The following is a 21,508-nucleotide window of genomic DNA, read 5'->3' as shown; positions in this document are numbered from 1 at the left end:
GGGCAAGCCGGCACAGGATGAAGGAGCGGGTCAATGACGACCAGCAGACGGGTGATCGGTGCGCTCAGCGCGCTCGCGGTCGCCGTGACGACGATGGTGGCTGCGGCCGCAGGAGCGCAGGCGGTCGGCCCCGACCGGCTGCCGCTGACCATCACCAACTCGAGCGGCCGCGGTGAGGCGGTCTACGTGTACGTGCTCGGCACCAACCTGAGCACCGGCCGGCTCGGCTACGTCAACGCGGGCGGCACGTTCACCGCGTGGCCGGCGGGTTCGAACCCGCCGTCGGCGGCGCCCGACGTGGCCATCGCCGGACCGGGCAACGGCGGCAGCACCACCATCCAGGTGCCGCGCGGACTGTCCGGCCGGGTGTACTTCTCGCTCGGGGAGAAGCTGAAGTTCTTCCTCACGCCCGACGGGCTCGTCCAGCCGGCTCCGTGGGCGAGCGGGGACGCCAACCACCAGATCCTGTTCGACTGGAGCGAGTTCACGTACAACGACGCCGGCCTGTGGCTGAACAGCTCGCAGGTCGACATGTTCGCCGTGCCGCACACCGTCACGGTGACCGGTGCGCAGGGCACCCGGCGGTCCGGCGACCTTGTCGCCAACGGCCGCGACAGCACGATCAACCAGATCGCCGCCCAGTCCGGCTGGGCGAACACCGTCGTGAAGCGTTCCGACGGCACGGTCCTGCGGGTGCTCGCCCCCGGCAAGGCGGCGGGTGCGGGTCTGATGAGCGCGACCTACCTCGACCCGTACATCGCGTCGGCGTGGAACGCGTACACCGGCAAGACGCTCACGGTCGTGCCGTTCGGCGACCAGCCCAACCTCAAGTACTTCGGCCGCACCTCGGGCACCACGATGACGTTCACCAACAGCTCCGGCGGGCAGGTGGCGTCGTTCAGCCGGCCCAGCAGCGCGGACGTGTGGGGTTGCGACGGTGCGCTGCACGCCCCGAACGACCTCGTCGTCGGCCCCATCGCCCGCACCCTGTGCGCCGCCCTCAACCGCGGCACCCTCGGCACGGTCGACACCCAGCCGAGCACGGACGCGTCGGCGTTCTACAAGAGCAACCCGACCAACCAGTACGCGCGGGTCATCCACGCGAACATGGCCGACGGGAAGGCGTACGCGTTCGCGTTCGACGACGTCGGCAACTTCGAGTCGCTGGTGCACGACGGCTCCCCGTCCGCGGCCGGGCTGATCATCCAGCCGTTCACCGGAGGTGGCACGACGAACCCGCCACCCACCGGTAGCGGCAGCGCGCTGGTGAACGCCAACGGCATGTGCCTGGACAACAGCGCGCAGAACACCGCCAACGGCAACAAGATCCAGATCTGGGGCTGCAACGGCACGGTCGCCCAGAAGTGGACCTTCGTGCAGGCCGGCACCACGCTGCGCGTCCAGGGCAAGTGCCTCGACATCACCGGCGGCGGCACCGCCAACGGCACCAAGGTCCAGCTCTACGACTGCAACGGCACCGGCGCGCAGGTCTGGATCCCGCAGAACGGCGGCTACTACAACCCCGCGTCGAACCGGTGCCTGGACAACCCCGGGCACTCCACGACGCCCGGCACGCAGGTCCAGATCTGGGACTGCAACGGCGCCAACGCCCAGAAGTGGAAGCTGGGTTAGGACGACCAGCTAGACGCCGCCCTCGAAGCCCAGCTGTCGCCACGCCTCGTACGTGGCGACAGCTGCGGCGTTCGACAGGTTCATGGACCGCCGGCCCGGGAGCATCGGGATGCGCACCTGGCCGGTGATCCGGGGGTGCTCCAGGACGTCGGCGGGCAGCCCCGTCGGCTCCGGCCCGAACAGGAGCACGTCGTCCGCGCGGTACGCGAGGTCGGTGTGGTGCTGCGTCGCGTGGGTGGTGAAGGCGTACACGCGTCCCGGCACCTCGGCCAGCAGGGCCTCGAGGTTCTTGTGCACCACCACGTGCGCGAGGTCGTGGTAGTCCAGCCCGGCGCGCCGCAGCTTGGCCTCCGACAGGTCGAACCCGAGCGGCTCCACCAGGTGCAGCGTCGAGCCGGTGCCGGCTGCCAGCCGGATGGCGCTGCCGGTGTTGCCGGGGATGCGGGGCTCGAAGAACGCGACGTGCAGCACGGGGCGATCCTACGGATAGCGTTGTCTCATGCCCTTCGCTGCCGACGACGCCCGCTACGACTCGATGACCTACCGCCGGACCGGCCGCAGCGGGCTCGACCTGCCGGCCCTGTCGCTGGGCCTCTGGCACAACTTCGGTGACACGACGCCCCTGGACACCCAGCGTGCCGTCCTGCGCCGCGCGTTCGACCTCGGCATCACGCACATCGACCTGGCCAACAACTACGGCCCGCCGTACGGCTCCGCGGAGGAGAACTTCGGCCGCATCCTCAGCAGCGACCTGCGCCCGTACCGCGACGAGCTCGTCATCTCCTCCAAGGCCGGCTACGACATGTGGCCCGGCCCGTACGGCGACGGCGGCTCGCGCAAGTACCTGCTGTCCTCGCTGGACCAGTCCCTGACGCGCATCGGGGTGGACTACGTCGACATCTTCTACTCCCACCGCCCCGACCCGTCGGTGCCGGTCGAGGAGACGATGGGTGCCCTGCACACCGCCGTGACCAGCGGGAAGGCCTTGTACGCGGGCATCTCCAACTACACGCCGGCGCAGACGCGGGTCGCGCAGCAGGTCCTCGCCGACCTCGGTACCCCGCTGCTCATCCACCAGCCCAGCTACTCGATGTTCAACCGGCACATCGAGAACGTGGCCGACGGCCAGACCGAGAGCCTGCTCGACGTGGTCGGCGACCTCGGGATCGGCACCATCGTGTTCTCCCCGCTGGCGCAGGGTCTGCTCACCGGGCGGTACCTGTCCGGCGACGTGCCCGCCGACTCCCGCGCGGCCGTCGGCCACTTCCTCAAGCCGACCGCCCTGTCCGAGACCTACCTGTCCCGCGCGCGAGCACTCAACGAGATCGCCGCCGGTCGTGGGCAGTCCCTCGCGCAGCTGGCCCTGTCCTGGGTGCTGCGCGACGCCCGCATCACCTCGGCGCTCGTCGGCGCCAGCTCGGTGGCGCAGCTCGAGGACAACGTCAAGGCCCTGAGCGCCGCGCCGCTGACGGCCGACGAGATCGCGTCGATCGACCCGCACGCCGTCGACGGCACGGGCCGCTAGCCCGAGCCGCACCGGGCTGGTCAGGGGCGGGGGAGCCTGGCCGCCAGCCACGTGAGCTGGCGGGCTGTGTGGTGGGCCTCGCCGCCCTCGTGGTGGTTGTACGGGTAGACCGCGATCTCCCGGTCCGCCGCGTACGCGTTGTGGGCGGCGAAGACCGTCGACGGCGGGCAGATCGTGTCGCGCAGGCCCGTCGCGAACAGGGCGGGGGCGGTCGCGCGGCGGGCGTGGTGGACGCCGTCGACGTACGACAGCGTCCGCATCGCCTGGTCGGCGGCGCCGCGGTGGACCGCGAGGTACCGGACGATCTCGCCGTACGGGTCGGCGTCGGTGATCGCCAGGGCGCGCGGGATGTCGCAGAGGAACGGCGCGCTGACCATCACGGCAGCCAGGTCGGGGACCAGCCCTGCGACGGCGAGCGCGATCCCGCCGCCCTGGCTGTTTCCGACGGCGGCGACGTGCGAGACGCCGGGCAGGGCGCGGGCGGCGTCGACCGCGCGGACGGCGTCGACCAGGACGCGGCGGTAGTAGTACGTCGCGGGGTCGAGGATGCCGCGCGTGACGAAGCCGGGGGCGGCCGGGTCGGAGCCGACGGGGTCGGGGGTGTCGCCGCCGGAGCCGTACTGGCCGCCCTGGCCGCGGGTGTCCATGAGCAGGTGCGCGTATCCGGCCGAGGGCCAGGTCAGCCGCTCCTGCGGCAGCCCACGACCCCGTCCGTACCCGAGGTACTCGACGACGGCGGGCAGGTCCGAGGACACACCGGCGGGCCGGGTGTACCAGGCGCGCACGGGGTGCCCGTCGAACCCCGCGAACGTCACGTCCCACGTCTCGACGAGCGTGAGCCCGGTGGCCACGGGGACGACGTCGACCAGGACCTCGTGCCGGCGCGCCTCACGGACGGTCGACGACCAGAACGCGTCGAAGTCGCCGGGCTCGGGGACGCAGGACCGGTAGCGCTCGAGCTGGTCGAGCGGGAGGTCGAACAGTGCCACGGTCAGGCCACCGTCGCGGGCGGTGCGGTGCTCTCGCGGATCACCAGCTCGGTGCCCAGCTCGATGCGCGGGTTGGCCGGTGCCTCGCCGCGGGCCATGCCGAGCACCATGCGGGTGGCCGTGGCAGCCATCTCGTAGAGCGGCTGGTGGACGGTGGTGAGCGGGGGGCCGATCCACTCGGTGACGGGCAGGTCGTCGTAGCCTACGACGGACAGGTCCTGGGGCACCCGCAGGCCCAGCTCGCGGGCGGCGCGGAGCACGCCGAGCGCCTGGAAGTCGGAGCCGGCGAAGATCGCGGTCGGCCGGTCGGGCCGGTCGAGCAGGTCCATGCCGTGCGTGTAGCCGCCGCCGACGAAGAAGTCGCCGTACCGGACGAGCCCGGGGTCCACCGCGACGCCGGCCTCGTCGAGCGCGGTGCGGTACCCGTCGATGCGCGCACGGCTGCAGAGCACGTCCACCGGGCCGGACACGACGGCGATCTTGCGGTGACCGAGGCCGAGGAGGTGACGGGTGGCCGCGAGGCCGCCCGCCCAGTTGGCCGAGCCGACGGTCGGGACGCCCGCGGGCTGCTCGCCGGCGGTGTCGACGACGACGAACGGGATCGAGCGGGTCTCCAGCTGGCGGCGCTGGGCGGGGTCGAGGTCGGACAGGACGAGGATGACGCCGCGCGGCCGGCGGGCCAGCACGTCGTCGAGCCACTCCTGGCGGGGCCGGTGCGCGCCGCCCAGCTCCGAGAGCACGACGCCCAGGCGTTCGGGTCCGGCGACGGACTCGACGCCCTTGATGATCTGCACGGACCAGCCGGCGTCGAGCTCGTGGAAGACGAGGTCGAGCAGGCCAGGTCCGGTCTGCGCGCGACCCCGGCGGCGGCGGTACTGGTAGCGGTCGATGACCTCTTCGACGCGCGCGCGGGTGACCGCGGCGACGTCGGTGCGGCCGTTGAGCACCTTGGACACCGTCGGGATGGAGACGCCCGCCTCGGCGGCGATCAGGGCGATCGTCGCGGTGCTCCCAGGGACCTCGGCACCGGTCACCTCGTCGTCGGGAGCGGCGTCGGCGTCGTTGGCGCTGGTGGTCGTCATGGTGGGTGGTCCCGGTCTGCTCGTCGCAACTATCGGCCGAACGTAGCACTGACCAGGTGCTCCGCCCAGCAGTGTCCGGAGATCTCATCCCCTGCCAGCAGCCGCCCGAATGAGAAACGTTTGCCAAAGTTCCCGTCCGGATTGCCAGGGTCTCGTGCGGGCGCCTAACGTCCGTCACCGGCAGATATCGACAACGCAGTCGATACTTTCGGCGCTCACAAGGCTGTGAGACGAGGAGGTGGACAGGTCGGATGACGGCGCACGACACCACGCAGCGGCAGGCCCGGGTCGACGACCTGGTCGCCACGATGACCCTCGAGGAGAAGCTCTCGCAGCTCGTCGGCCTGTGGGTCGGAGCCGACGCCGGCGGCGCCGGCGTCGCCCCGCACCAGTCCGAGATGACCGAGGACGGCCTCGGCTGGTCCGAGGTCATCCGCGACGGGCTCGGCCAGCTGACCCGCCCGTACGGCTCCGCACCGGTCGACCCCGCCGCCGGCGCGCGGTCGCTGGCCACCTCGCAGGCCGAGATCGTCGCGGCCAACCGGTGGGGCATCCCCGCCCTCGTGCACGAGGAGTGCCTCACGGGGTTCGCGGCCTTCGGCGCCACCGCCTACCCGGTGCCGCTGTCCTGGGGCGCGAGCTTCGACCCGGGGCTGGTGGAGGAGATGGCCGCCCGGATCGGCGCCTCGATGCGTGCCGCCGGGGTGCACCAGGGACTCGCACCCGTCCTCGACGTGACGCGCGACTACCGCTGGGGGCGGACCGAGGAGACGATCGGTGAGGACCCGTACCTCGTCGGCACGGTCGGCACCGCCTACGTCCGGGGCCTCGAGGGCGCAGGCGTCGTCGCCACGCTGAAGCACTTCGCGGGCTACTCGGCCAGCCGCGCGGGACGCAACCTGGCACCCGTCTCGATCGGTCCGCGCGAGCTGGCCGACGTGATCCTGCCCCCGTTCGAGATGGCGGTCCGCGACGGCGGCGCGCGGTCCGTCATGCACTCCTACGCCGAGCTCGACGGGGTCCCGTCCGCGGCGGACAGCACCTTGCTCACCACCGTCCTGCGCGACCGGTGGGGGTTCACAGGGACGGTCGTCGCGGACTACTTCGGCATCCGGTTCCTGCAGACGCTGCACGGCGTGGCGGGGTCCGAGGGGGAGGCCGCGGCGCTGGCGCTCGCGGCGGGCGTCGACGTGGAGCTGCCCAGCGTGCACTGCTACGGCGAGCCGCTGCGGGACGCGGTGGCCCGAGGAGACGTCGACGAGGCGCTGGTGGACCGGGCGCTCCGGCGCGTCCTGACGCAGAAGGCCGAGCTCGGCCTGCTCGACGCCGACTGGTCACCCCTGGCGGACGCGAACCCCGTCCTCGACGACGAGGAGAGCCGCGACGTGGCGCTCCGTCTGGCCCGCGAGGCGATCGTCCTGCTGACCAACCCGAGCCGGGCCCTCCCGCTGCGGCCCGATGCGCGGGTCGCCCTCGTCGGCCCGCTCGCCGACGACCCGATGGCGATGCTCGGCTGCTACTCGTTCCCCGCGCACGTGGGCGTGCACCACCCGGAGCACGGGCTCGGCATCGAGATCCCGACGGTCCTCGACGCGTTGCGCGGGGCGCTCGAGAACGTCACCTACGCCCGCGGCTGCGACGTCACCGACCCCGACCGCACGGGGTTCGACGCGGCCGTCGCCGCCGCCCGGGACGCCGACGTGTGCGTCGTGGCCGTCGGCGACCGGGCCGGGCTGTTCGGCCGCGGCACGTCGGGCGAGGGCTGCGACGCCACCGACCTGCACCTGCCGGGTGTCCAGGCCGACCTGGTCCGGGCGCTGCTCGACACGGGGACACCGGTCGTCCTCGTGCTGCTCACCGGGCGTCCGTACGCGATCGGGCCGCTCGCCGACGACGCCGCCGCGGTCGTGCAGGCGTTCTTCCCCGGCCAGCTCGGCGGGCAGGCGCTCGCGGAGGTGCTCACGGGTGCGGTGTCGCCGTCGGGCCGCCTGCCGGTCAGCATCCCCGCGGACGCCTCCGGCCAGCCCGGCACGTACCTGTCGGTTCCGCTGGGCCGGCGCTCGGGGGTCTCGTCGGTGGACCCGACGGCGGCGTTCCCGTTCGGCCACGGCCTGTCCTACACGTCGTTCTCCTGGTCGGCCCGCGCCACCAGCGACGAGTGGGCGGTCGACGGTGACGCCGAGGTCGAGGTCCTCGTCACCAACACGGGGGACCGGGCCGGCGCCGACGTCGTGCAGCTGTACCTGCACGACCCGGTCGCCCAGGTGACCCGGCCCGTCGTGCGCCTCGTCGGCTATGCCCGCGTGGAGCTCGAGCCCGGGCAGTCGGCACTCGTCACGTTCGCCGTCCCCGCCGACGTCACCGCGTTCACCGGCAGGTCGGGTGAGCGGATCGTCGAGCCGGGCGACGTCGAGCTCCGGGTCGCGCGGTCCAGCGTCGACGACAGCGACGTTCTCGCGCTGCGCCTCGTCGGCGACCTCCGGACCGTCGACCACACGCGCCGGCTGACCACGGCGGTGTCCGTCGTGCCGCTGCACGCCCTGGAGGTGACGCGCGCATGAGCCTCACAGAACCCGCGGTGGCCGAGCCGCTGGCGCCCGTCGCGCCGGCCCTCGACCCGACGAGGCCGACGAAGAAGCGGAAGCCCCGCAAGCAGACCTGGGTCGCGCACGACGGCTCGGTCATCCCCGCCGCGCACCAGACCTGGCGGACCGCGCTGCGCAAGGACTGGCGGCTGTACTCGTTCCTGGTCCTGCCGCTGCTCTTCCTGCTGATCTTCCGGTACGTGCCGATCCTCGGGAACGTCGTCGCGTTCCGCCGGTTCCGCCCCGGCGGCAGCATGTTCGGCGACGAGTGGGTGGGCCTCTACTACGTCCGGATGTTCATCAACGACCAGCAGTTCTGGCACGCGTTCACCAACACGGTGGTCCTCGGGTTCCTCACGCTCCTGGTGGTCTTCCCGCTGCCGATCGTCCTGGCGCTCATGCTCAACGAGGTCCGGTCGCGCCGGTTCAAGCGCAGCGTCCAGACCATCTCCTACCTGCCGCACTTCATGTCCGTCGTCATCGTCGCGGGCATCGTCTTCCAGCTCACCAGCGTCAACGGCACGGTCAACCAGATCATCGAGGCGGCCGGCGGGCAGGCGATCACCTTCATGCAGGAGCCGTCGTGGTTCCGGACGATCTACCTGACGTCCGAGGTCTGGCAGACGGTCGGCTGGGGCACGATCCTCTACCTCGCGGCGCTCACGACGATCGACGAGCAGCTCTACGAGGCGGCCCGGATCGACGGCGCGAACCGGTGGCAGCAGACGTGGCACATCACCCTGCCGGGCATCCGCCCGACCATGATCGTGCTGCTCATCCTCAACATCGGGACGTTCATGGCGGTGGGCTTCGAGAAGATCCTGCTGCTGTCCAACCCGCTGATCTACTCGACGGCCGACGTCATCTCCACGTACCTGTACCGCGTCGGGATCGTGTCCAACTCCATCAGCTACGCCACGGCGATCGGCCTGTTCGAGGCCATCATCGGCGTGACGCTGATCCTGTCGGCCAACGCGATCTCCCGGAAGACCGTGGGGGCGAGCCTGTGGTGACCGACCTTGCCCTCCCGAAGAGCACCGGAGTCAAGGACGGCGCCGGCTACCGCACCTTCCGCTGGGTCAACGCTGCGGTCCTGATCATCGTCGCGGCCCTCGTCCTGTACCCGTTCGTCAACATCGTCGCCCAGGCGTTCAGCTCCGAGGGCTACATCAACTCGGGACAGGTCAACCTGATCCCGCGCGGGTTCAACCTCACCACGTTCCAGGTGGTGTTGGGGGACTCGATGTTCTGGCGCAACTACCGCAACACCCTCGAGTACACGGTGATCGCCACGGCCATCGCGATGGCCCTGACCACCACGTACGCGTACGCGCTGTCCAAGCACCACCTCAAGGGGCGCAAGTTCTTCATCGGCGTCGCCGTGGCCACCATGTTCTTCAACGGCGGCCTCATCCCGAACTACATCCTCATCAGCCAGCTCGGGTTCCGGAACACGCTCTGGGCGATCGTCCTGCCCAACGCCATCAGCATCTTCAACCTGCTGGTCATGAAGTCGTTCTTCGAGAACTTCCCGAGCGAGCTCGAGGAGGCCGCCTCGATCGACGGCATGAGCACCTACGGCGTGTTCTTCAAGGTCGTGCTCCCGCTGAGCAAGGCCGTGGTGGCGACGATGCTGCTGTTCTACGCGGTCTCGTTCTGGAACGGCTGGTTCGGCGCGTTCCTGTACATGGACGACCCGAACCTCTACCCGGTGACCGTCTACCTGCGCAACCTCATGGCGGGCGTCACCGGCGGCACCTCGATCCAGGGCGGCGGCACGGACAACCTCACCCAGATCGGCGCCAACGTGCAGTCCGTGACGATGCTCCTCACGGTCCTGCCCATCATCTGCCTCTACCCGTTCCTCCAGAGGTACTTCGTGTCGGGCGTGATGCTCGGCGCGGTGAAGCAGTAATCCCACCCCTCCACATCTTTCTCAACGAGGAGAACCCATGAGGACCACCAGGAAGCGCGTCGGGGCGGCGGCGTCCGTCGCGGTGCTCGCGCTCACGCTCACCGCGGCATGCTCGTCGGGCGGCGGGTCGACGGACGAGCCGTCGGCCAGCGCCAGCGGCATCCCCGACGCCCAGCGCGTCGGAGCCATGGACGACTTCGCCGTCGGCACCCAGTTCGAGGCGACGGAGCCGGTCACGTTCGGCGTGATGTACCGCGACCACCCGAACTACCCGCTGAACGAGGACTGGCTGTTCTTCTCCGAGCTCGAGAAGAACACCAAGGTGAGCGTCGACCTGACCAGCGCACCGCTGTCGGACTGGGACGCCAAGAAGTCGCTCGTCATCAGCGCGGGCGACGCCCCGGACCTCATCCCCGTGACCTACCCCGGCCAGGAGACGCAGTTCGTGTCCGGTGGTGCGCTGCTGCCCATCAGCGACTACGTGCAGTACATGCCGAACTTCCAGCAGCGGATCGAGGACTGGGACCTGCAGCCCTACGTCGACAACCTCAAGCAGGCCGACGGCAAGTACTACATGCTCCCCGGCCTGTACGAGTCGCCGCAGCCGCAGTACTCCATCGCGATCCGCCAGGACGTGTGGGAGAAGGCGGGGATCACCGAGGACCCGGCGAGCTGGGACGACCTGCGCGACGACCTGGAGACGATCAAGGACGCGAACCCCGGCGTGTGGCCGATGTCGGACCGCTGGTCCACGAACAACAACACCCCGCTCGGTGCCACGCTCAACATCGCGGCACCGAACTTCGGCACGGTAGCCGGCTGGGGCTTCGGCAACGGCCTGGTGTACGACGAGGACTCCGAGACGTTCTCCTACGCGGCCTCGGGTGACGGCTACAAGGAGCTCGTCTCCTACTTCGCCTCCCTGGTCAAGGACGGCCTGCTCGACCCGGAGTCCGTCACGCAGGACGACGACACCGCCAAGGCGAAGTTCGGCAGCGGTCAGTCGCTCGCCATCTCGGGGAACACCCAGGAGATCACCAGCTACGCCAAGACGTTCACCGACGCCGGCAACACCGAGGCCAAGGTGCACCTGATGCGGGTGCCCGAGGGCCCCGCCGGGGACAACGTCGCGGCCGGCGGCCGGGCCGCGTCGGGCTTCATGATCTCGTCGAAGGCCGCCGAGAAGCCCTACTTCCTCGCGCTCCTGCAGTTCGCGGACTGGCTGTACTACTCCGACAGCGGTCTGGAGTTCGCCAAGTACGGCGTGGAGGGGACCACGTTCACCAAGGACGGCGACACCCGGGCGCTCGCGGCCGACGTCGACTGGAACGGGGTCAACCCCACCGGCACGAAGAAGCTCAACGCCGACTTCGGGTTCAGCAACGGCGTGTGGATGCTGGCCAACGGCACGACGGACGAGCTGATCCGGAGCCTGAACAGCGACGCGACGAACGAGTTCATCGACGTCATGGCGGACAAGACCGAGCTGCCGCTGGTCCCGAGCGCACCCCTGGACGAGATGCAGCAGGAGCAGATCACGCTCTGGCAGGCTGCGCTCAACGACTCGGTCAACCAGAACACGGCCGCGTTCATCCTCGGCCAGCGCCCGATGTCCGAGTGGGAGGACTGGCAGACCGAGCTCAAGGGGCTGAACGTCGACCAGTACGTCGACACGTTCAACCAGGCGCTCGCCGCCAAGGGCTGAGCACCACCGGCCGGCCCCGCGTGCTGCGCGGGGCCGGTCTCTGCCACGGAGGCCATGGAGAGTGATGAGCCAGATCCACTACGGCGGCGACTACAACCCCGAGCAGTGGGCCCCCGAGGTCTGGGACGAGGACTACGCCGCGTTCGACCTCGCCGGGATCACCACGGTCACGCTCGGGGTGTTCGCGTGGGCGCACCTGCAGCCCGCCGAGGACCGGTACGACTTCTCCCGGCTCGACGCGATCGTCGAGCGGGCCACCGCGCAGGGCCGCTCGATCGTGCTGGCGACGCCGAGCGGCGCGATGCCGCCGTGGCTCGCGCGGGCGCACCCGGACGCGTGCCGGGTCGACTTCGAGGGTCGCCGGCACGTGTACGGCCAGCGCCACAACCACTGCCCGTCGTCGACGGCGTTCGCGCGGCTGTCCGTGGCGCTCGCCGGCCGGCTGGCGCAGCGGTACGGGGACAACCCCGCGATCGTCGCGTGGCACGTCGGCAACGAGTTCGGCGGCGCCTGCTACTGCGACCTCTGCGCGGCGGCGTTCCGCGTCTGGCTCCGCGAGCGGTACGCGACGCTGGAGCGGCTCAATGACGCGTGGAACACCACGTTCTGGTCGCACACCTTCACGGACTGGGACCAGGTGCAGCCGCCGACCGCCCTGTCCGAGCACTGGCGCGGACCGAACCACACCGCGTTCCAGGGCATCACCCTCGACTACCGCCGCTTCATGTCCGACGCGCTGCTCGGCGGCTTCCTGGCCGAGAAGTCGGCGATCCGCGCGCACGTCCCGCACACCCCCGTGACCACGAACCTCATGGGCCTGTACCAGCCGGTCGACTACCACCGCTGGGCCGAGCACCTGGACCTGGCGACGTGGGACAACTACCCGCCCGAGGACCCCTCGCCGATCCGCACGGCCGCCCGGATGGCGCTCGCGCACGGCGCGATGCGGGGGCTGCGCGGCGGCGCACCGTTCTGGGTGATGGAGCAGACCCCGTCGACCACCGCGAGCCGCGACGTCAACGCGGTGAAGCGCCCGGGCGTCCTCGGGCTGTGGACCTGGCAGGCCGTGGCGCACGGTGCCGACGCGACCCTGTTCTTCCAGCTGCGGCAGTCGCGCGGCGCCTGCGAGAAGTACCACGGCGCGGTCCTCGACCACGCCGGCCGGACGGACACCCGGGTGTTCCGCGAGGTCGCCGCACTGGGCGCTCAGCTGGCAGGCCTGGGGGACGCCACGCTCGGCGCCCGGACGCCCGCGCGCGTCGCGCTGCTGCTCGACTGGGACTCCTGGTGGGCGGTCGAGATGTCCGACGGGCCCAACCGGAACGTCCGCTACCTCGACGTGCTGACCAGCTACCACCGCGCGCTGTGGAACCTGAACGTCGCCCTCGACGTCGTCCCGGTGACCGCCGACCTCGGCGGGTACGACGTCGTCGTCGCGCCCCTGCTGCACCTGGTCAAGGGCGACCTGCCGGCTCGGCTGACATCGCTGGTCGAGCGCGGCGGCACGCTCCTGGCCACGTTCCTGTCCGCGCGGGTCGACGAGGACGACAACGCGTTCCTCACCGACGCACCCGGTCCGCTGCGGGACCTGCTGGGCCTGCGGGTCGAGGAGACCGACGCGCAGCAGCCCTCGGTGGTCAACCCGGTGGCGCTCGACGGCTCGGTCCACGAGGCGCGGCACGTGTTCGAGATCGTCGTCCCTGACTCCTCCACCGAGGTCGTCGCGAGGTACGGCGCCGACTTCTACGCGGGGTCCCCGGCCGTCACCCGTGCGACGCGGGGGAGCGGTGAGGCCTGGTACGTCGCGACCGCGCTCGACGACGCCGGTGTCGCGGACGTGGTCCGGCGGGTGGTCGACCGGCACGGGCTCGTCGGCCCGCACGCCGACACCGAGGGCGTCGAGATCGCGGACCGCGTCTCCCCGGAGGGTGTCCTGCACCGCTTCGTCCTGCACCACGGCGCCGACCCGGTGACGGTGACGTCCGAGGTCACCGGCACCGACCTGCTCACCGGCCGACGCATCGAGCCCGGCCAGACCCTGACCCTGTCCCCGACGGAGGTGCTCGTCCTCTCATGAACCGTGTCCAGATCCCCACCGAGCCGACCGGACCGCTCCCCGACGCGTGGCGCGAGTGCGTCGGCACGGGGCGCCTCAACCTCGCCCTGCGCGCCGACTACCAGGAGTCCGCGGCGCTGGTGCAGCGCGAGATCGGGTTCCGCTACATCCGCGGCCACGGCCTGCTGTCCGACGACATGGGGGTGCTGCGCGAGTCGCAGGGCGTGACCCGGTACACGTTCACCTACGTCGACCAGGTGGTCGACTCCTGGTTGCGGGTGGGCCTCAAGCCCTTCCTCGAGCTCGGCTTCATGCCCTCGGCGATGGCGTCCGGCGACCAGACGGTGTTCTGGTGGAAGGGCAACGTGACACCGCCGCGCTCGCACGACGACTGGGCCGCGCTGGTCCGCGCCGTGCTGCGGCACCTGATCGACCGCTACGGACTGGAGGAGGTCCGCACCTGGCCGATCGAGGTGTGGAACGAACCGAACCTGACCGTGTTCTGGGAGGGCGCCGACCAGGCCGCCTACCACCGGCTGTACGAGGTGACCGCCCGCGCGGTCAAGGACGTCGACGCGTCGCTGCAGGTGGGCGGCCCGGTGCTGTCTCCGGGGTCCGACGAGTGGTGGGCGCCGTTCGCCGACTTCGTCGCGGCGCGGGACGTGCCCATCGACTTCGTCAGCCGGCACGCGTACTCGTCGGGACCCGTCCAGAAGGTGCCGTTCGGCGTGTACCAGACGTTCGAGCGGCCCCAGGAGCTGCTCGACCAGTTCGACGCGCCCCGCCGCCACCTCGAGGGCACCGCGCTCGCGGGCCTGCCGGTCCACATCAGCGAGTTCAACACGTCCTACCGCCCGGACAACCCGGTGCACGACACCGCGTGGAACGCCGCCTACCTGGCACCCGTGCTGGCAGGCGGCGGCGACCTGGTCGACTCGTTCTCCTACTGGACCTTCTGCGACGTGTTCGAGGAGGCCGACATCCCGACCTCGCTGTTCCACGGCGGCTTCGGTCTGCTCACCCACCGCCAGCTCCGCAAGCCGACCTACCACCTGTACGCGTTCATGGCCCGCCTGGGTCGCTCGGTGCTGGCGCGCGGGGAGGACCACCTCGTGTGCCGCGACGACGACGGTCGCGTGACGGTGCTGGCGTGGCAGCCGGTGGGGGGTTCCGACGATGGGCCCTATGGCTCCGCGCCCGCGAGCCATGAGGTGAGGCTGCGACTTCCCGTCGCTTCGGACGTGGCAGTCGTCCGACGCTCCGTGAACGAGACGGAAGGCAACGCCTGGACCGCGTGGCGTGAGCTCGGCCGGCCGCGGAACCCGTCCGAGCGCGTGCTGGACCTGCTCCGCGACGCGTCCGCGCCCGCCCTCCGGCACTACTCGCTCGCCGCGGTCGACGGGCACGTGGACCTCGACCTCGTTCTCGGCCAGCACGAGGTCACCCTGGTCGAGCTCCTGCCCGTGACCCCCGACGAGCACCCGGGGCTGGACGACAGGCGGCTGCTCGGGCAGGACGTGGTGGGATGACCACCATGGCGACGAAGCCCGACGACGAGCTCGGTTCCGGTGCCCTCTCGCGCTGGTCGGCCGTCGTCTACTGGTTCCTCGCGGTCGAGGGGATGCTGGTCCTGACCTCGGCGCCCGGGCTCGTGCTCCTGCTGCTGCTCGACCGGGACGCCAGCAACCTGCCGCTCGTCGCGCTGGCGTGCGTGCCGTTCGGTCCGGCGGTGGCGGCGGCCGTGTTCGCGTGGCGGGTGTTCGGCCGGGACCGTGACCTGTCCCCGGCGCGGCACTTCTGGCGCGGCTACCGGCTCGACGTGCTCGACGTGCTGCGGTGGTGGGTCCCGACCCTCGGGATCCTCGGCATCATCGCCGTCAACGTCACGCACCTGGGCGCAGCCGGCCTCCCGCCGGTCCTCGGGGTCGCGCTGGGGGCGGTCGCACTGCTCGTCGTGCTCTGGGCCGGCCACGCCCTGGTGCTCAGCGCACTGTTCTCGTTCCGCACCCGCGACGTCGCCCGGCTTGGTGCGTACTTCGTGGCGGGCAAGTTCCTGGTGACGCTGGGCTACGTGTCGATCCTGGTGCTCGTCGCGGCGCTCGCCTTCGTCTCCGACTGGCTCGTCGTCCTGCTCGCCGCGCCGCTGACCTACCTGTACGCGTGCACCGCTGCGCCGGTCGTGGCGGCCGCGGAGGCGCAGTTCACCGCCTGATCGGCCGATGCGGCGGCGTGCGCTCAGGTCGTTCATGGGCACCGGGCCGGTGCATGATCGAGCGATGTCGTTGATCCGCCCTCCTGATGCCCTGGAGACCGATCGACTCGTCCTTCGGCACCGCCGCGTCGATGAGGCCGACATCTTTCGCCGGCTGTGGACCGAGCGGGACGAGCGGGTGCCGGCCCATCGGCGGATCGATGCCCAGGGTCGGCCCACGGTGGACGAGATCGCGGCCCAGATCCGCGCCGAGGGGCCGGGTCTCCGACTGCTCGCGGTGGAGCGGAAGGACTCGGGCGACGTCATCGGGTACTGCGGGCTGACGGCCCGCGGGGACGGTCCGCCCGACGAGCCGGAGCTGGCCTACGAGCTCCTGCGCGCGGCGCACGGCTCCGGCTACGCGACCGAGGCGGGCCGGGCCGTCGTCGCCTGGGCGACCGAGTCGGGCATCCTCCGGCTGTGGGCCGGGGTCTGGGACTGGAACGTTGCGTCGCGACGCGTCCTGGCCAAGCTCGGGTTCCGTGAGACGGGCCGGGTCGAGCGCACGTCGGTCCATGGCCAGAGCCTGCTGACCGTCAGAGAGTCGTGATCGGAGCTGCTTTGTTGCACAGCTCCCCACTCAGGCGTCGACCTCGCGAACCACGCGCACCACCGTCTTCCCCGTCGTCTCGCCCCGCATCATCCCCAGGAACGCGTCAACGGCGTGGTCGAGGCCGTCGACCACGGTCTCGTCGTAGGCGATCTGCCCGGCGGCGAACCACTCCCGCATGTCCGCGAGGAACGCGGGGTAGTGCTGCAGGTGGTACGGCACCGTGAACCCGCGCAGCGTCAGCCCCTGCTGGATGATCCGCGCGAGGTTGCGCGGCCCGGGCTGCGGGTGCTCGTCGTTGTACCCGGAGATCGCCCCGCACAGGGCGGCCCGCCCGTCGCGCCGCAGCATGCCGATCGCTGCCTCGAGGTGCGCGCCGCCGACGTTGTCGAAGTACACGTCGATCCCGTCCGGCGCGACCGCGCGCAGCTGCCGGTACAGGTGACCGTCCCTGTAGTCGAAGGCGGCGTCGAACCCGTACCGCTCCTGCACGAGCGCCACCTTCTGCGGCGACCCCGCAGAACCGACCACCCGCGACGCGCCCTTGAGCCGGGCGATCTGCCCGACGATCGACCCGACCGCACCGGCCGCCCCGGAGACGAACACCGCCTCGCCGGGTTGCATCGCCGCGATCTGCAGCAGCCCGAGGTGCGCCGTGAACCCGGTCAGGCCGAGCACCCCGAGGTACGCCGAGAGCGGGACGCCGTCGTCGACCACCCGGAACTGCGCGGCGTCCCCCTGCGCGACGTCCCGCCACCCGAGGTCGTGCGTGACGGCGGCGCCGACGGGCACGTCCGCCGACGTCGACTCCACGACCCGGCCCACCGCGCCCCCGGTCATCGTCGCGTCCAGCGCGAACGGCGCGACGTACGACTCGGCGTCGTTCATCCGGCCGCGCATGTACGGGTCCACGGAGAGGAACTCGTTGGCGACGCGCACCTGCTCCGGCTCCAGGTCGGGCAGGTAGACGGTGACGGTGCGGAAGTCCTCGGGCACCGGCCACCCCTGCGGCCGGCGGACGAGCTGGACCTGGGTGCTGACGCTCGTGGGCATCCGCCGAGTCTGCTCTTCGTCCGCGCGCCACGCGCGCCGTGCCGCACACTGTCGCGTGTGATCAGGGCCGCCGCTCCGCGCCGTGGGCTGCGCGCCACCGCGCGCGGCCGCGTCCGCATCGTCGCGATCGTGCTCTACCTCGTGCTCGCCGTGATGTTCGCGGCGGCGTCGCTCAGCTACGCCTCGGACAACGCCGCACTCCGCCGCGACGGCGTCGCGACGACAGGCGCGGTCGTGGCCTTCACGTACAGCGGTGGCCGGGTCCAGTTCGTCGACGGCTACGTCGTCTCGTACACGGCGCCCGGGGAGACCTCGGCGCGGGAGGGCGAGGTGCCGTTGGGCGACGAGGACCCGGTCCTGGCGCTCGGGGACCGGGTCGACCTCATGGTCAACCCGGCGGAGCCCGACGATCTCGCCCGGCTGGACTCCGGTCCCGACGACACGCTCCTGTGGGTCACGCGCGTCCTGACGGTTCTCGCGCTGCTGGGTGCGGTCGCAGCAGCGACGGGCCGCGCACCCCGACTGTGGGGTGGCAGCTTCTTCCCGGACGAGCCCGACCACCCCGCGCGTCAGTAGATGGTGCGACCGGTCGCGTCCGGGATGCCCGAGCGGCGGAAGAACGCCGAGCGGAGCTGGTCGCGCCACTCGCGCGCGCTGCGCTCCTGCTCGGCCAGCCGCTCGGTGACCCGGTCGAAGACCGCGGTCGGCACCCTGCCCTCGACGGAGGCCCACGCGGCAGCCATCCGGACCACCTCGTCGTACCCGTCGGCGTGCGTGTCGTAGACGTGCTGGATGACGGTCGAGCCGCTGTGCAGCACGTGCGTGTACGGGACGTGGTGGAAGAACAGGAGCAGCTCGTCAGGGCAGGTCGCGACGTCCTCGTAGACGTCGCGCCACGGCGGCGGGTACTGGCCCGTGAATCCCGTGCCGGTCGCGCGCGTGCGGTCGACGCCGATGCCGTCGCGGTCGGCGAAGTGGTACGTGCCCCAGGCGGTGTACTCGTAGCCGTCGACGTCGGGACCGTAGTGGTGGCCGGGCCGGACCATGAACCCGACGCCGAGCGGGGCGGTGTACCTCTCGTAGGTGCGCCAGGAGTCGTCGAGCACCGCGTGCACCGCGGGCGCCACCGACGGGTCCTGGAAGGTGAGCCCGATCCACTCGTCGAGGATCGCGAGCGGGTCCTCCTCGCCCCACGCGAGCCGCGCGAACGCGTAGAGGTTCGCCTGCGCCAGGGGGTGGCCGGTCCAGAACTCGTCGTCGCCCACGTTCGAGACGGCGACGAGCCCTGCAGCCCGCCGCTCCGGCCCGTGATCCTCCGACAGGCCCGCCGCGATCCACGCGACCGTCCGCCCGTCCTCGGCGAGTGGGAAGTGCAGGATCTCGGCCCACTGCGGCCCCAGGTACACCGCGTGCTGCTGCTGCCCGGTGTACTCCTGTGTCACCTGCAGCTCGACCGCCAGCCTCGTCTGCGGCATCGCAGCGATCACGGGGGAGACGGGCTCGCGCGCCTGGAAGTCCATCGGGCCGTACTTGACCTGCAGGACGACGTTGTCGTCGAACCGGCCGTCCAGCGGTGTGAAGTGGTCGAACGCCGCCCGCGCGCGGTCCGTGGAACGGTCGCGCCAGTCCTGGTGGTGGTCGTAGACGAACGCGCGCCAGAACACCGTGCCACCGAACGGTGCCAGCGCCCGAGCCAGCAGGTTCGCCCCGGCGGCGTGGTCGCGCCCGTACGCGAACGGCCCGGGCTGCCCCTCGGAGTCGGCCTTGACGACGAACCCGCCGAAGTCCGGGATCGTCTCGTAGACGCGGCGGACGGCCGACGCCCACCAGTCCTGGACCGCCGGGTCCAGCGGGTCGGCCGTCGGCAGGCCGCCGAGGCTGATGGGGGAGGCGAAGCTCACCGACAGGTACACGCGGATCCCGTGCGGCCGGAAGACGTCCGCCAGTCGGGCGACGTCGTCGAGGTGGTCCGTGAGCAGCCGCGCCTCGGCCGCGTGCACGTTGACGTTGTTGAGCCCGACCGCGTTGATCCCGACCGACCCGAGCAGCCGCGCGTACTGCGCGACGCGCGTGAGGTCGTCGCGGACCCGTCCCTCGGACCAGAAGATCGAGCCGCCCGCGTACCCGCGCTCCACCTGACCCATGACGGGGTGGACGACGGTGTTGTCCCAGTGGTCGAGCATGCGGACCGGGTTCACGGGCAGGTCCCACACGAAGTCGTCCGGTCCGGTGCAGGAGGTCTCCCCGCCACGGACCAGCGCGTGCAGCCCGTACAGCAGACCGGCGGAGTCGGCTGCCACGACGACCGTACGGCCGCGGTGCCGACCGAGCCCGAACATGCCGGGACTCAGCACGCTGCTCCCCAGGGCGAGCCAGTCCTCGACCACCGCCTGGACGGCGCGCAGGTACGGATCGGTCCGTGCCGGATAGCCCGGGGGCGGCGGCTGGGTGGCCGACGCCGTCCCCACCTGCCCGGCACTCCCGACGATCGCAAGCACGACGTCGCAGGCCAGGGCCTCGTCGACGGTCACCGGTCGCTCGACAGAGGTGGTCACCAGCGTCCCGCCGAACCGCTCCGTCGCCGCCGCGACCTCGGCTACCACTGTCTCCGCGACCGGCCCGTCGTCCGGACCCACCGCCACGAGCACGCGCCGCGACCCCAGCGCCCGGAACGCCTCGTCGGGCAGCCACATCGGGTGCACGCGGGTCACCAGTCGTGCACCGTGCCGTCCTTGAGCCGGTTGAACGGCAGGTACGCCTGCGCGTACGGGTACCGCGCGGCCGCGTCGTCGTCGTACTCGACACCGAGGCCGACCGCCGAGCCCGGGTGCAGGTAGCCGTTCTCGAACGTGAACGACTGCCGGAACACCTCGTCGGTCCGGGCACCGTGCTGCATGTACTCCTGGATGCCGAAGTTGTGGATCGCCAGGTCCAGGTGCAGCGCGGCGGCCATGCCGACGGGCGAGATGTCGGTGGGCCCGTGGATGCCGGACTTGATCTGGTACTGCGCGGCGAAGTCGAGGATCTTGCGCAGCGCGCTGATGCCGCCGGTGTGCGTCACGGCGGACCGGACGTAGTCGATGAGCTGCTCGCGGACCAGCGTCTGGTAGTCCCAGACGGTGTTGAACACCTCGCCGATGGCCAGCGGCGTGGTGGTGTGCTGCCGCACCAGCCGCAGCGCCTCCTGGTTCTCCGCGGGCGTGCAGTCCTCGAGCCAGAACAGGTCGTACGGCTCGAGGTCCTTGCCCAGGCGCGCCGCCTGGATCGGGGTCATCCGGTGGTGCCCGTCGTGCAGCAGCGGGACCTCGGGACCGAACTCGTTGCGGACGGCCTCGAACACGGTGGGGATGTGCCGCAGGTACGCGCGGGTGTCCCAGTCCTCCTCGGCCGGCAGCGGAGCGCGCTGGGCGGGCTCGTAGTCGTAGCGGCCCGACGAGGACGGCTGCGCAGCCACCCCGTAGACGGCGTCGATGCCCGGGACGGAGGTCTGCACGCGGATGGAGCGGAAGCCCTGCTCCTGGTGCTTGCGGATGGAGTCGAACAGCTCGGGCAGGTCCCGGCCGCTCGCGTGCCCGTACGCCATGATCCCGGTCCGGCTCGCCCCGCCGAGCAGCTGGTACAGCGGCAGCCCGGCGACCTTCGCCTTGATGTCCCACAGGGCCACGTCCACCGCGGCGATCGCGGCCATGGTCACCGGCCCGCGCCGCCAGTACGCCGAGCGGTAGAGGAACTGCCAGGTGTCCTCGATGCGGTGCGCGTCCCGGCCGAGCAGCAGCGGCACCACATGGTCGGACAGGTACGACGCCACCGACAGCTCGCGACCGTTCAGGGTGGCGTCACCGAGGCCGACGACCCCGTCCTCGGTCGTGATCCGCAGCGTGACGAAGTTGCGGTCCGGGCTGGTGATCAGCACCTCCGCGGACCGGATCGCGGTCCCGCGCGCCGCAGGGGCCAGGTCGCTGGGCGCGGTGTCGGGGTGGTCCGTCGGCATGCCTGCTCCGTCCCGCCGACGACGTCGTCGGCGCTGCTCTGCTCCCTCAGGGCGCCCGGCCCGTGCGGGGGCGCGGGTCCACCGTAGGCGTGCGGCCGCCGCTGGGGCAAACGTTTGCCGATGGTTGCCATCCGGCGCGTTCACCGCCACGATGGGGTCCCGTCGGGCCGGTCG

17 protein-coding genes are annotated in these 21,508 nt (G+C 71.5%); 11 read left to right on the top strand and 6 right to left on the bottom strand.

Features of this window, described 5'->3' with window-relative positions:
- Positions 1-33: 33 nt before the first annotated feature.
- Positions 34-1,632, top strand: coding sequence for a beta-1,3-glucanase family protein (locus tag ASD16_RS14195; RefSeq protein WP_055918683.1), 1,599 nt, complete (start codon positions 34-36; stop codon positions 1,630-1,632).
- Positions 1,633-1,641: 9 nt separating this feature from the next.
- Here ASD16_RS14195 and ASD16_RS14190 read toward each other — a convergent pair whose 3' ends face one another.
- Complete coding sequence (locus ASD16_RS14190; protein ID WP_055918679.1) at positions 1,642-2,103, bottom strand: tRNA (cytidine(34)-2'-O)-methyltransferase; 462 nt, start codon at positions 2,101-2,103, stop codon at positions 1,642-1,644.
- A gap of 28 nt (positions 2,104-2,131) precedes the next feature.
- Between ASD16_RS14190 and mgrA the strand changes: the two genes are divergently transcribed.
- Positions 2,132-3,157, top strand: coding sequence for an L-glyceraldehyde 3-phosphate reductase (mgrA, locus tag ASD16_RS14185; protein ID WP_055918676.1), 1,026 nt, complete (start codon positions 2,132-2,134; stop codon positions 3,155-3,157).
- A 20-nt stretch (positions 3,158-3,177) separates the two neighbouring features.
- Here mgrA and ASD16_RS14180 read toward each other — a convergent pair whose 3' ends face one another.
- Both ASD16_RS14180 and ASD16_RS14175 read right to left on the bottom strand, forming a co-directional pair.
- Positions 3,178-4,146 carry an acetylxylan esterase gene (locus tag ASD16_RS14180; RefSeq protein ID WP_055918673.1) on the bottom strand — a complete coding sequence of 323 codons (969 nt, stop codon included), beginning with the start codon at positions 4,144-4,146 and terminating at the stop codon, positions 3,178-3,180.
- Positions 4,147-4,148: 2 nt separating this feature from the next.
- Positions 4,149-5,228, bottom strand: a complete 1,080-nt coding sequence (locus ASD16_RS14175) for a LacI family DNA-binding transcriptional regulator (protein WP_055918670.1) — start codon at positions 5,226-5,228, stop codon at positions 4,149-4,151.
- A gap of 251 nt (positions 5,229-5,479) precedes the next feature.
- Between ASD16_RS14175 and ASD16_RS14170 the strand changes: the two genes are divergently transcribed.
- From ASD16_RS14170 to ASD16_RS14135, 8 genes are all read left to right on the top strand, one after another.
- Complete coding sequence (locus tag ASD16_RS14170; protein ID WP_055918668.1) at positions 5,480-7,789, top strand: glycoside hydrolase family 3 N-terminal domain-containing protein; 2,310 nt, start codon at positions 5,480-5,482, stop codon at positions 7,787-7,789.
- Positions 7,786-8,826: a sugar ABC transporter permease gene (locus ASD16_RS14165; RefSeq protein ID WP_082570891.1), complete on the top strand. Its 1,041-nt coding sequence runs from the start codon at positions 7,786-7,788 to the stop codon at positions 8,824-8,826. Before ASD16_RS14170 ends, ASD16_RS14165 begins: the two co-directional genes overlap by 4 nt.
- Positions 8,820-9,728, top strand: a complete 909-nt coding sequence (locus tag ASD16_RS14160; protein WP_200942961.1) for a carbohydrate ABC transporter permease — start codon at positions 8,820-8,822, stop codon at positions 9,726-9,728. The genes ASD16_RS14165 and ASD16_RS14160 overlap by 7 nt, the downstream gene beginning before the upstream one ends.
- Positions 9,729-9,765: 37 nt before the next feature.
- Positions 9,766-11,433 (top strand): extracellular solute-binding protein, encoded by a 1,668-nt coding sequence (locus ASD16_RS14155; protein ID WP_055918666.1) that lies wholly within the window; start codon positions 9,766-9,768, stop codon positions 11,431-11,433.
- A 64-nt stretch (positions 11,434-11,497) separates the two neighbouring features.
- A complete protein-coding gene (locus tag ASD16_RS14150; RefSeq protein WP_055918664.1) occupies positions 11,498-13,510 on the top strand; it encodes a beta-galactosidase in 2,013 nt (670 codons plus the stop codon).
- The gene (locus ASD16_RS14145; RefSeq protein ID WP_055918662.1) at positions 13,507-15,018 is read left to right on the top strand and encodes a xylan 1,4-beta-xylosidase; all 1,512 of its coding nucleotides are present in this window, start codon (positions 13,507-13,509) and stop codon (positions 15,016-15,018) included. Before ASD16_RS14150 ends, ASD16_RS14145 begins: the two co-directional genes overlap by 4 nt.
- Positions 15,015-15,701: a DUF624 domain-containing protein gene (locus tag ASD16_RS14140; protein ID WP_157453951.1), complete on the top strand. Its 687-nt coding sequence runs from the start codon at positions 15,015-15,017 to the stop codon at positions 15,699-15,701. The genes ASD16_RS14145 and ASD16_RS14140 overlap by 4 nt, the downstream gene beginning before the upstream one ends.
- 64 nt (positions 15,702-15,765) lie before the next feature.
- Positions 15,766-16,290 (top strand): GNAT family N-acetyltransferase, encoded by a 525-nt coding sequence (locus ASD16_RS14135; protein ID WP_055918659.1) that lies wholly within the window; start codon positions 15,766-15,768, stop codon positions 16,288-16,290.
- Positions 16,291-16,320: 30 nt separating this feature from the next.
- Here ASD16_RS14135 and ASD16_RS14130 read toward each other — a convergent pair whose 3' ends face one another.
- Entirely contained in the window at positions 16,321-17,343 is a 1,023-nt protein-coding gene (locus ASD16_RS14130) for an NADP-dependent oxidoreductase (protein WP_055918656.1), read from the bottom strand.
- A gap of 57 nt (positions 17,344-17,400) precedes the next feature.
- Between ASD16_RS14130 and ASD16_RS14125 the strand changes: the two genes are divergently transcribed.
- Positions 17,401-17,919: a DUF3592 domain-containing protein gene (locus ASD16_RS14125; RefSeq protein WP_055918654.1), complete on the top strand. Its 519-nt coding sequence runs from the start codon at positions 17,401-17,403 to the stop codon at positions 17,917-17,919.
- Here the strand turns inward: ASD16_RS14125 and ASD16_RS14120 are convergent.
- Together ASD16_RS14120 and manD are read right to left on the bottom strand one after the other, a co-directional pair.
- The gene (locus tag ASD16_RS14120; RefSeq protein ID WP_369817985.1) at positions 17,913-20,054 is read right to left on the bottom strand and encodes an alpha-glucuronidase; all 2,142 of its coding nucleotides are present in this window, start codon (positions 20,052-20,054) and stop codon (positions 17,913-17,915) included. The two genes, ASD16_RS14125 and ASD16_RS14120, sit on opposite strands and share 7 nt — an antisense overlap.
- Positions 20,051-21,334, bottom strand: coding sequence for a D-mannonate dehydratase ManD (gene manD, locus ASD16_RS14115; RefSeq protein ID WP_082570889.1), 1,284 nt, complete (start codon positions 21,332-21,334; stop codon positions 20,051-20,053). Before manD ends, ASD16_RS14120 begins: the two co-directional genes overlap by 4 nt.
- Positions 21,335-21,508 lie beyond the last annotated feature (174 nt).

It is taken from the genome of Cellulomonas sp. Root485, from assembly GCF_001426705.1.
GTDB lineage: Bacteria > Actinomycetota > Actinomycetes > Actinomycetales > Cellulomonadaceae > Cellulomonas.
The sequence above is the reverse complement of the archived record's forward strand: the minus strand, read 5'-3'. Positions and strand labels throughout refer to the sequence as shown.

Bases quoted from the DNA above. Each gene is read 5' to 3' on its own strand.
- ASD16_RS14195 (WP_055918683.1), top strand. From the start codon at position 34: ATGACGACCAGCAGACGGGTGATCGGTGCGCTCAGCGCGCTCGCGGTC.
- mgrA (WP_055918676.1), top strand. From the start codon at position 2,132: ATGCCCTTCGCTGCCGACGACGCCCGCTACGACTCGATGACCTACCGC.
- ASD16_RS14175 (WP_055918670.1), bottom strand. From the start codon at position 5,228: ATGACGACCACCAGCGCCAACGACGCCGACGCCGCTCCCGACGACGAG.
- ASD16_RS14170 (WP_055918668.1), top strand. From the start codon at position 5,480: ATGACGGCGCACGACACCACGCAGCGGCAGGCCCGGGTCGACGACCTG.
- ASD16_RS14165 (WP_082570891.1), top strand. From the start codon at position 7,786: ATGAGCCTCACAGAACCCGCGGTGGCCGAGCCGCTGGCGCCCGTCGCG.
- ASD16_RS14155 (WP_055918666.1), top strand. From the start codon at position 9,766: ATGAGGACCACCAGGAAGCGCGTCGGGGCGGCGGCGTCCGTCGCGGTG.
- ASD16_RS14150 (WP_055918664.1), top strand. From the start codon at position 11,498: ATGAGCCAGATCCACTACGGCGGCGACTACAACCCCGAGCAGTGGGCC.
- ASD16_RS14145 (WP_055918662.1), top strand. From the start codon at position 13,507: ATGAACCGTGTCCAGATCCCCACCGAGCCGACCGGACCGCTCCCCGAC.
- ASD16_RS14140 (WP_157453951.1), top strand. From the start codon at position 15,015: ATGACCACCATGGCGACGAAGCCCGACGACGAGCTCGGTTCCGGTGCC.
- ASD16_RS14135 (WP_055918659.1), top strand. From the start codon at position 15,766: ATGTCGTTGATCCGCCCTCCTGATGCCCTGGAGACCGATCGACTCGTC.
- ASD16_RS14130 (WP_055918656.1), bottom strand. From the start codon at position 17,343: ATGCCCACGAGCGTCAGCACCCAGGTCCAGCTCGTCCGCCGGCCGCAG.
- manD (WP_082570889.1), bottom strand. From the start codon at position 21,334: ATGCCGACGGACCACCCCGACACCGCGCCCAGCGACCTGGCCCCTGCG.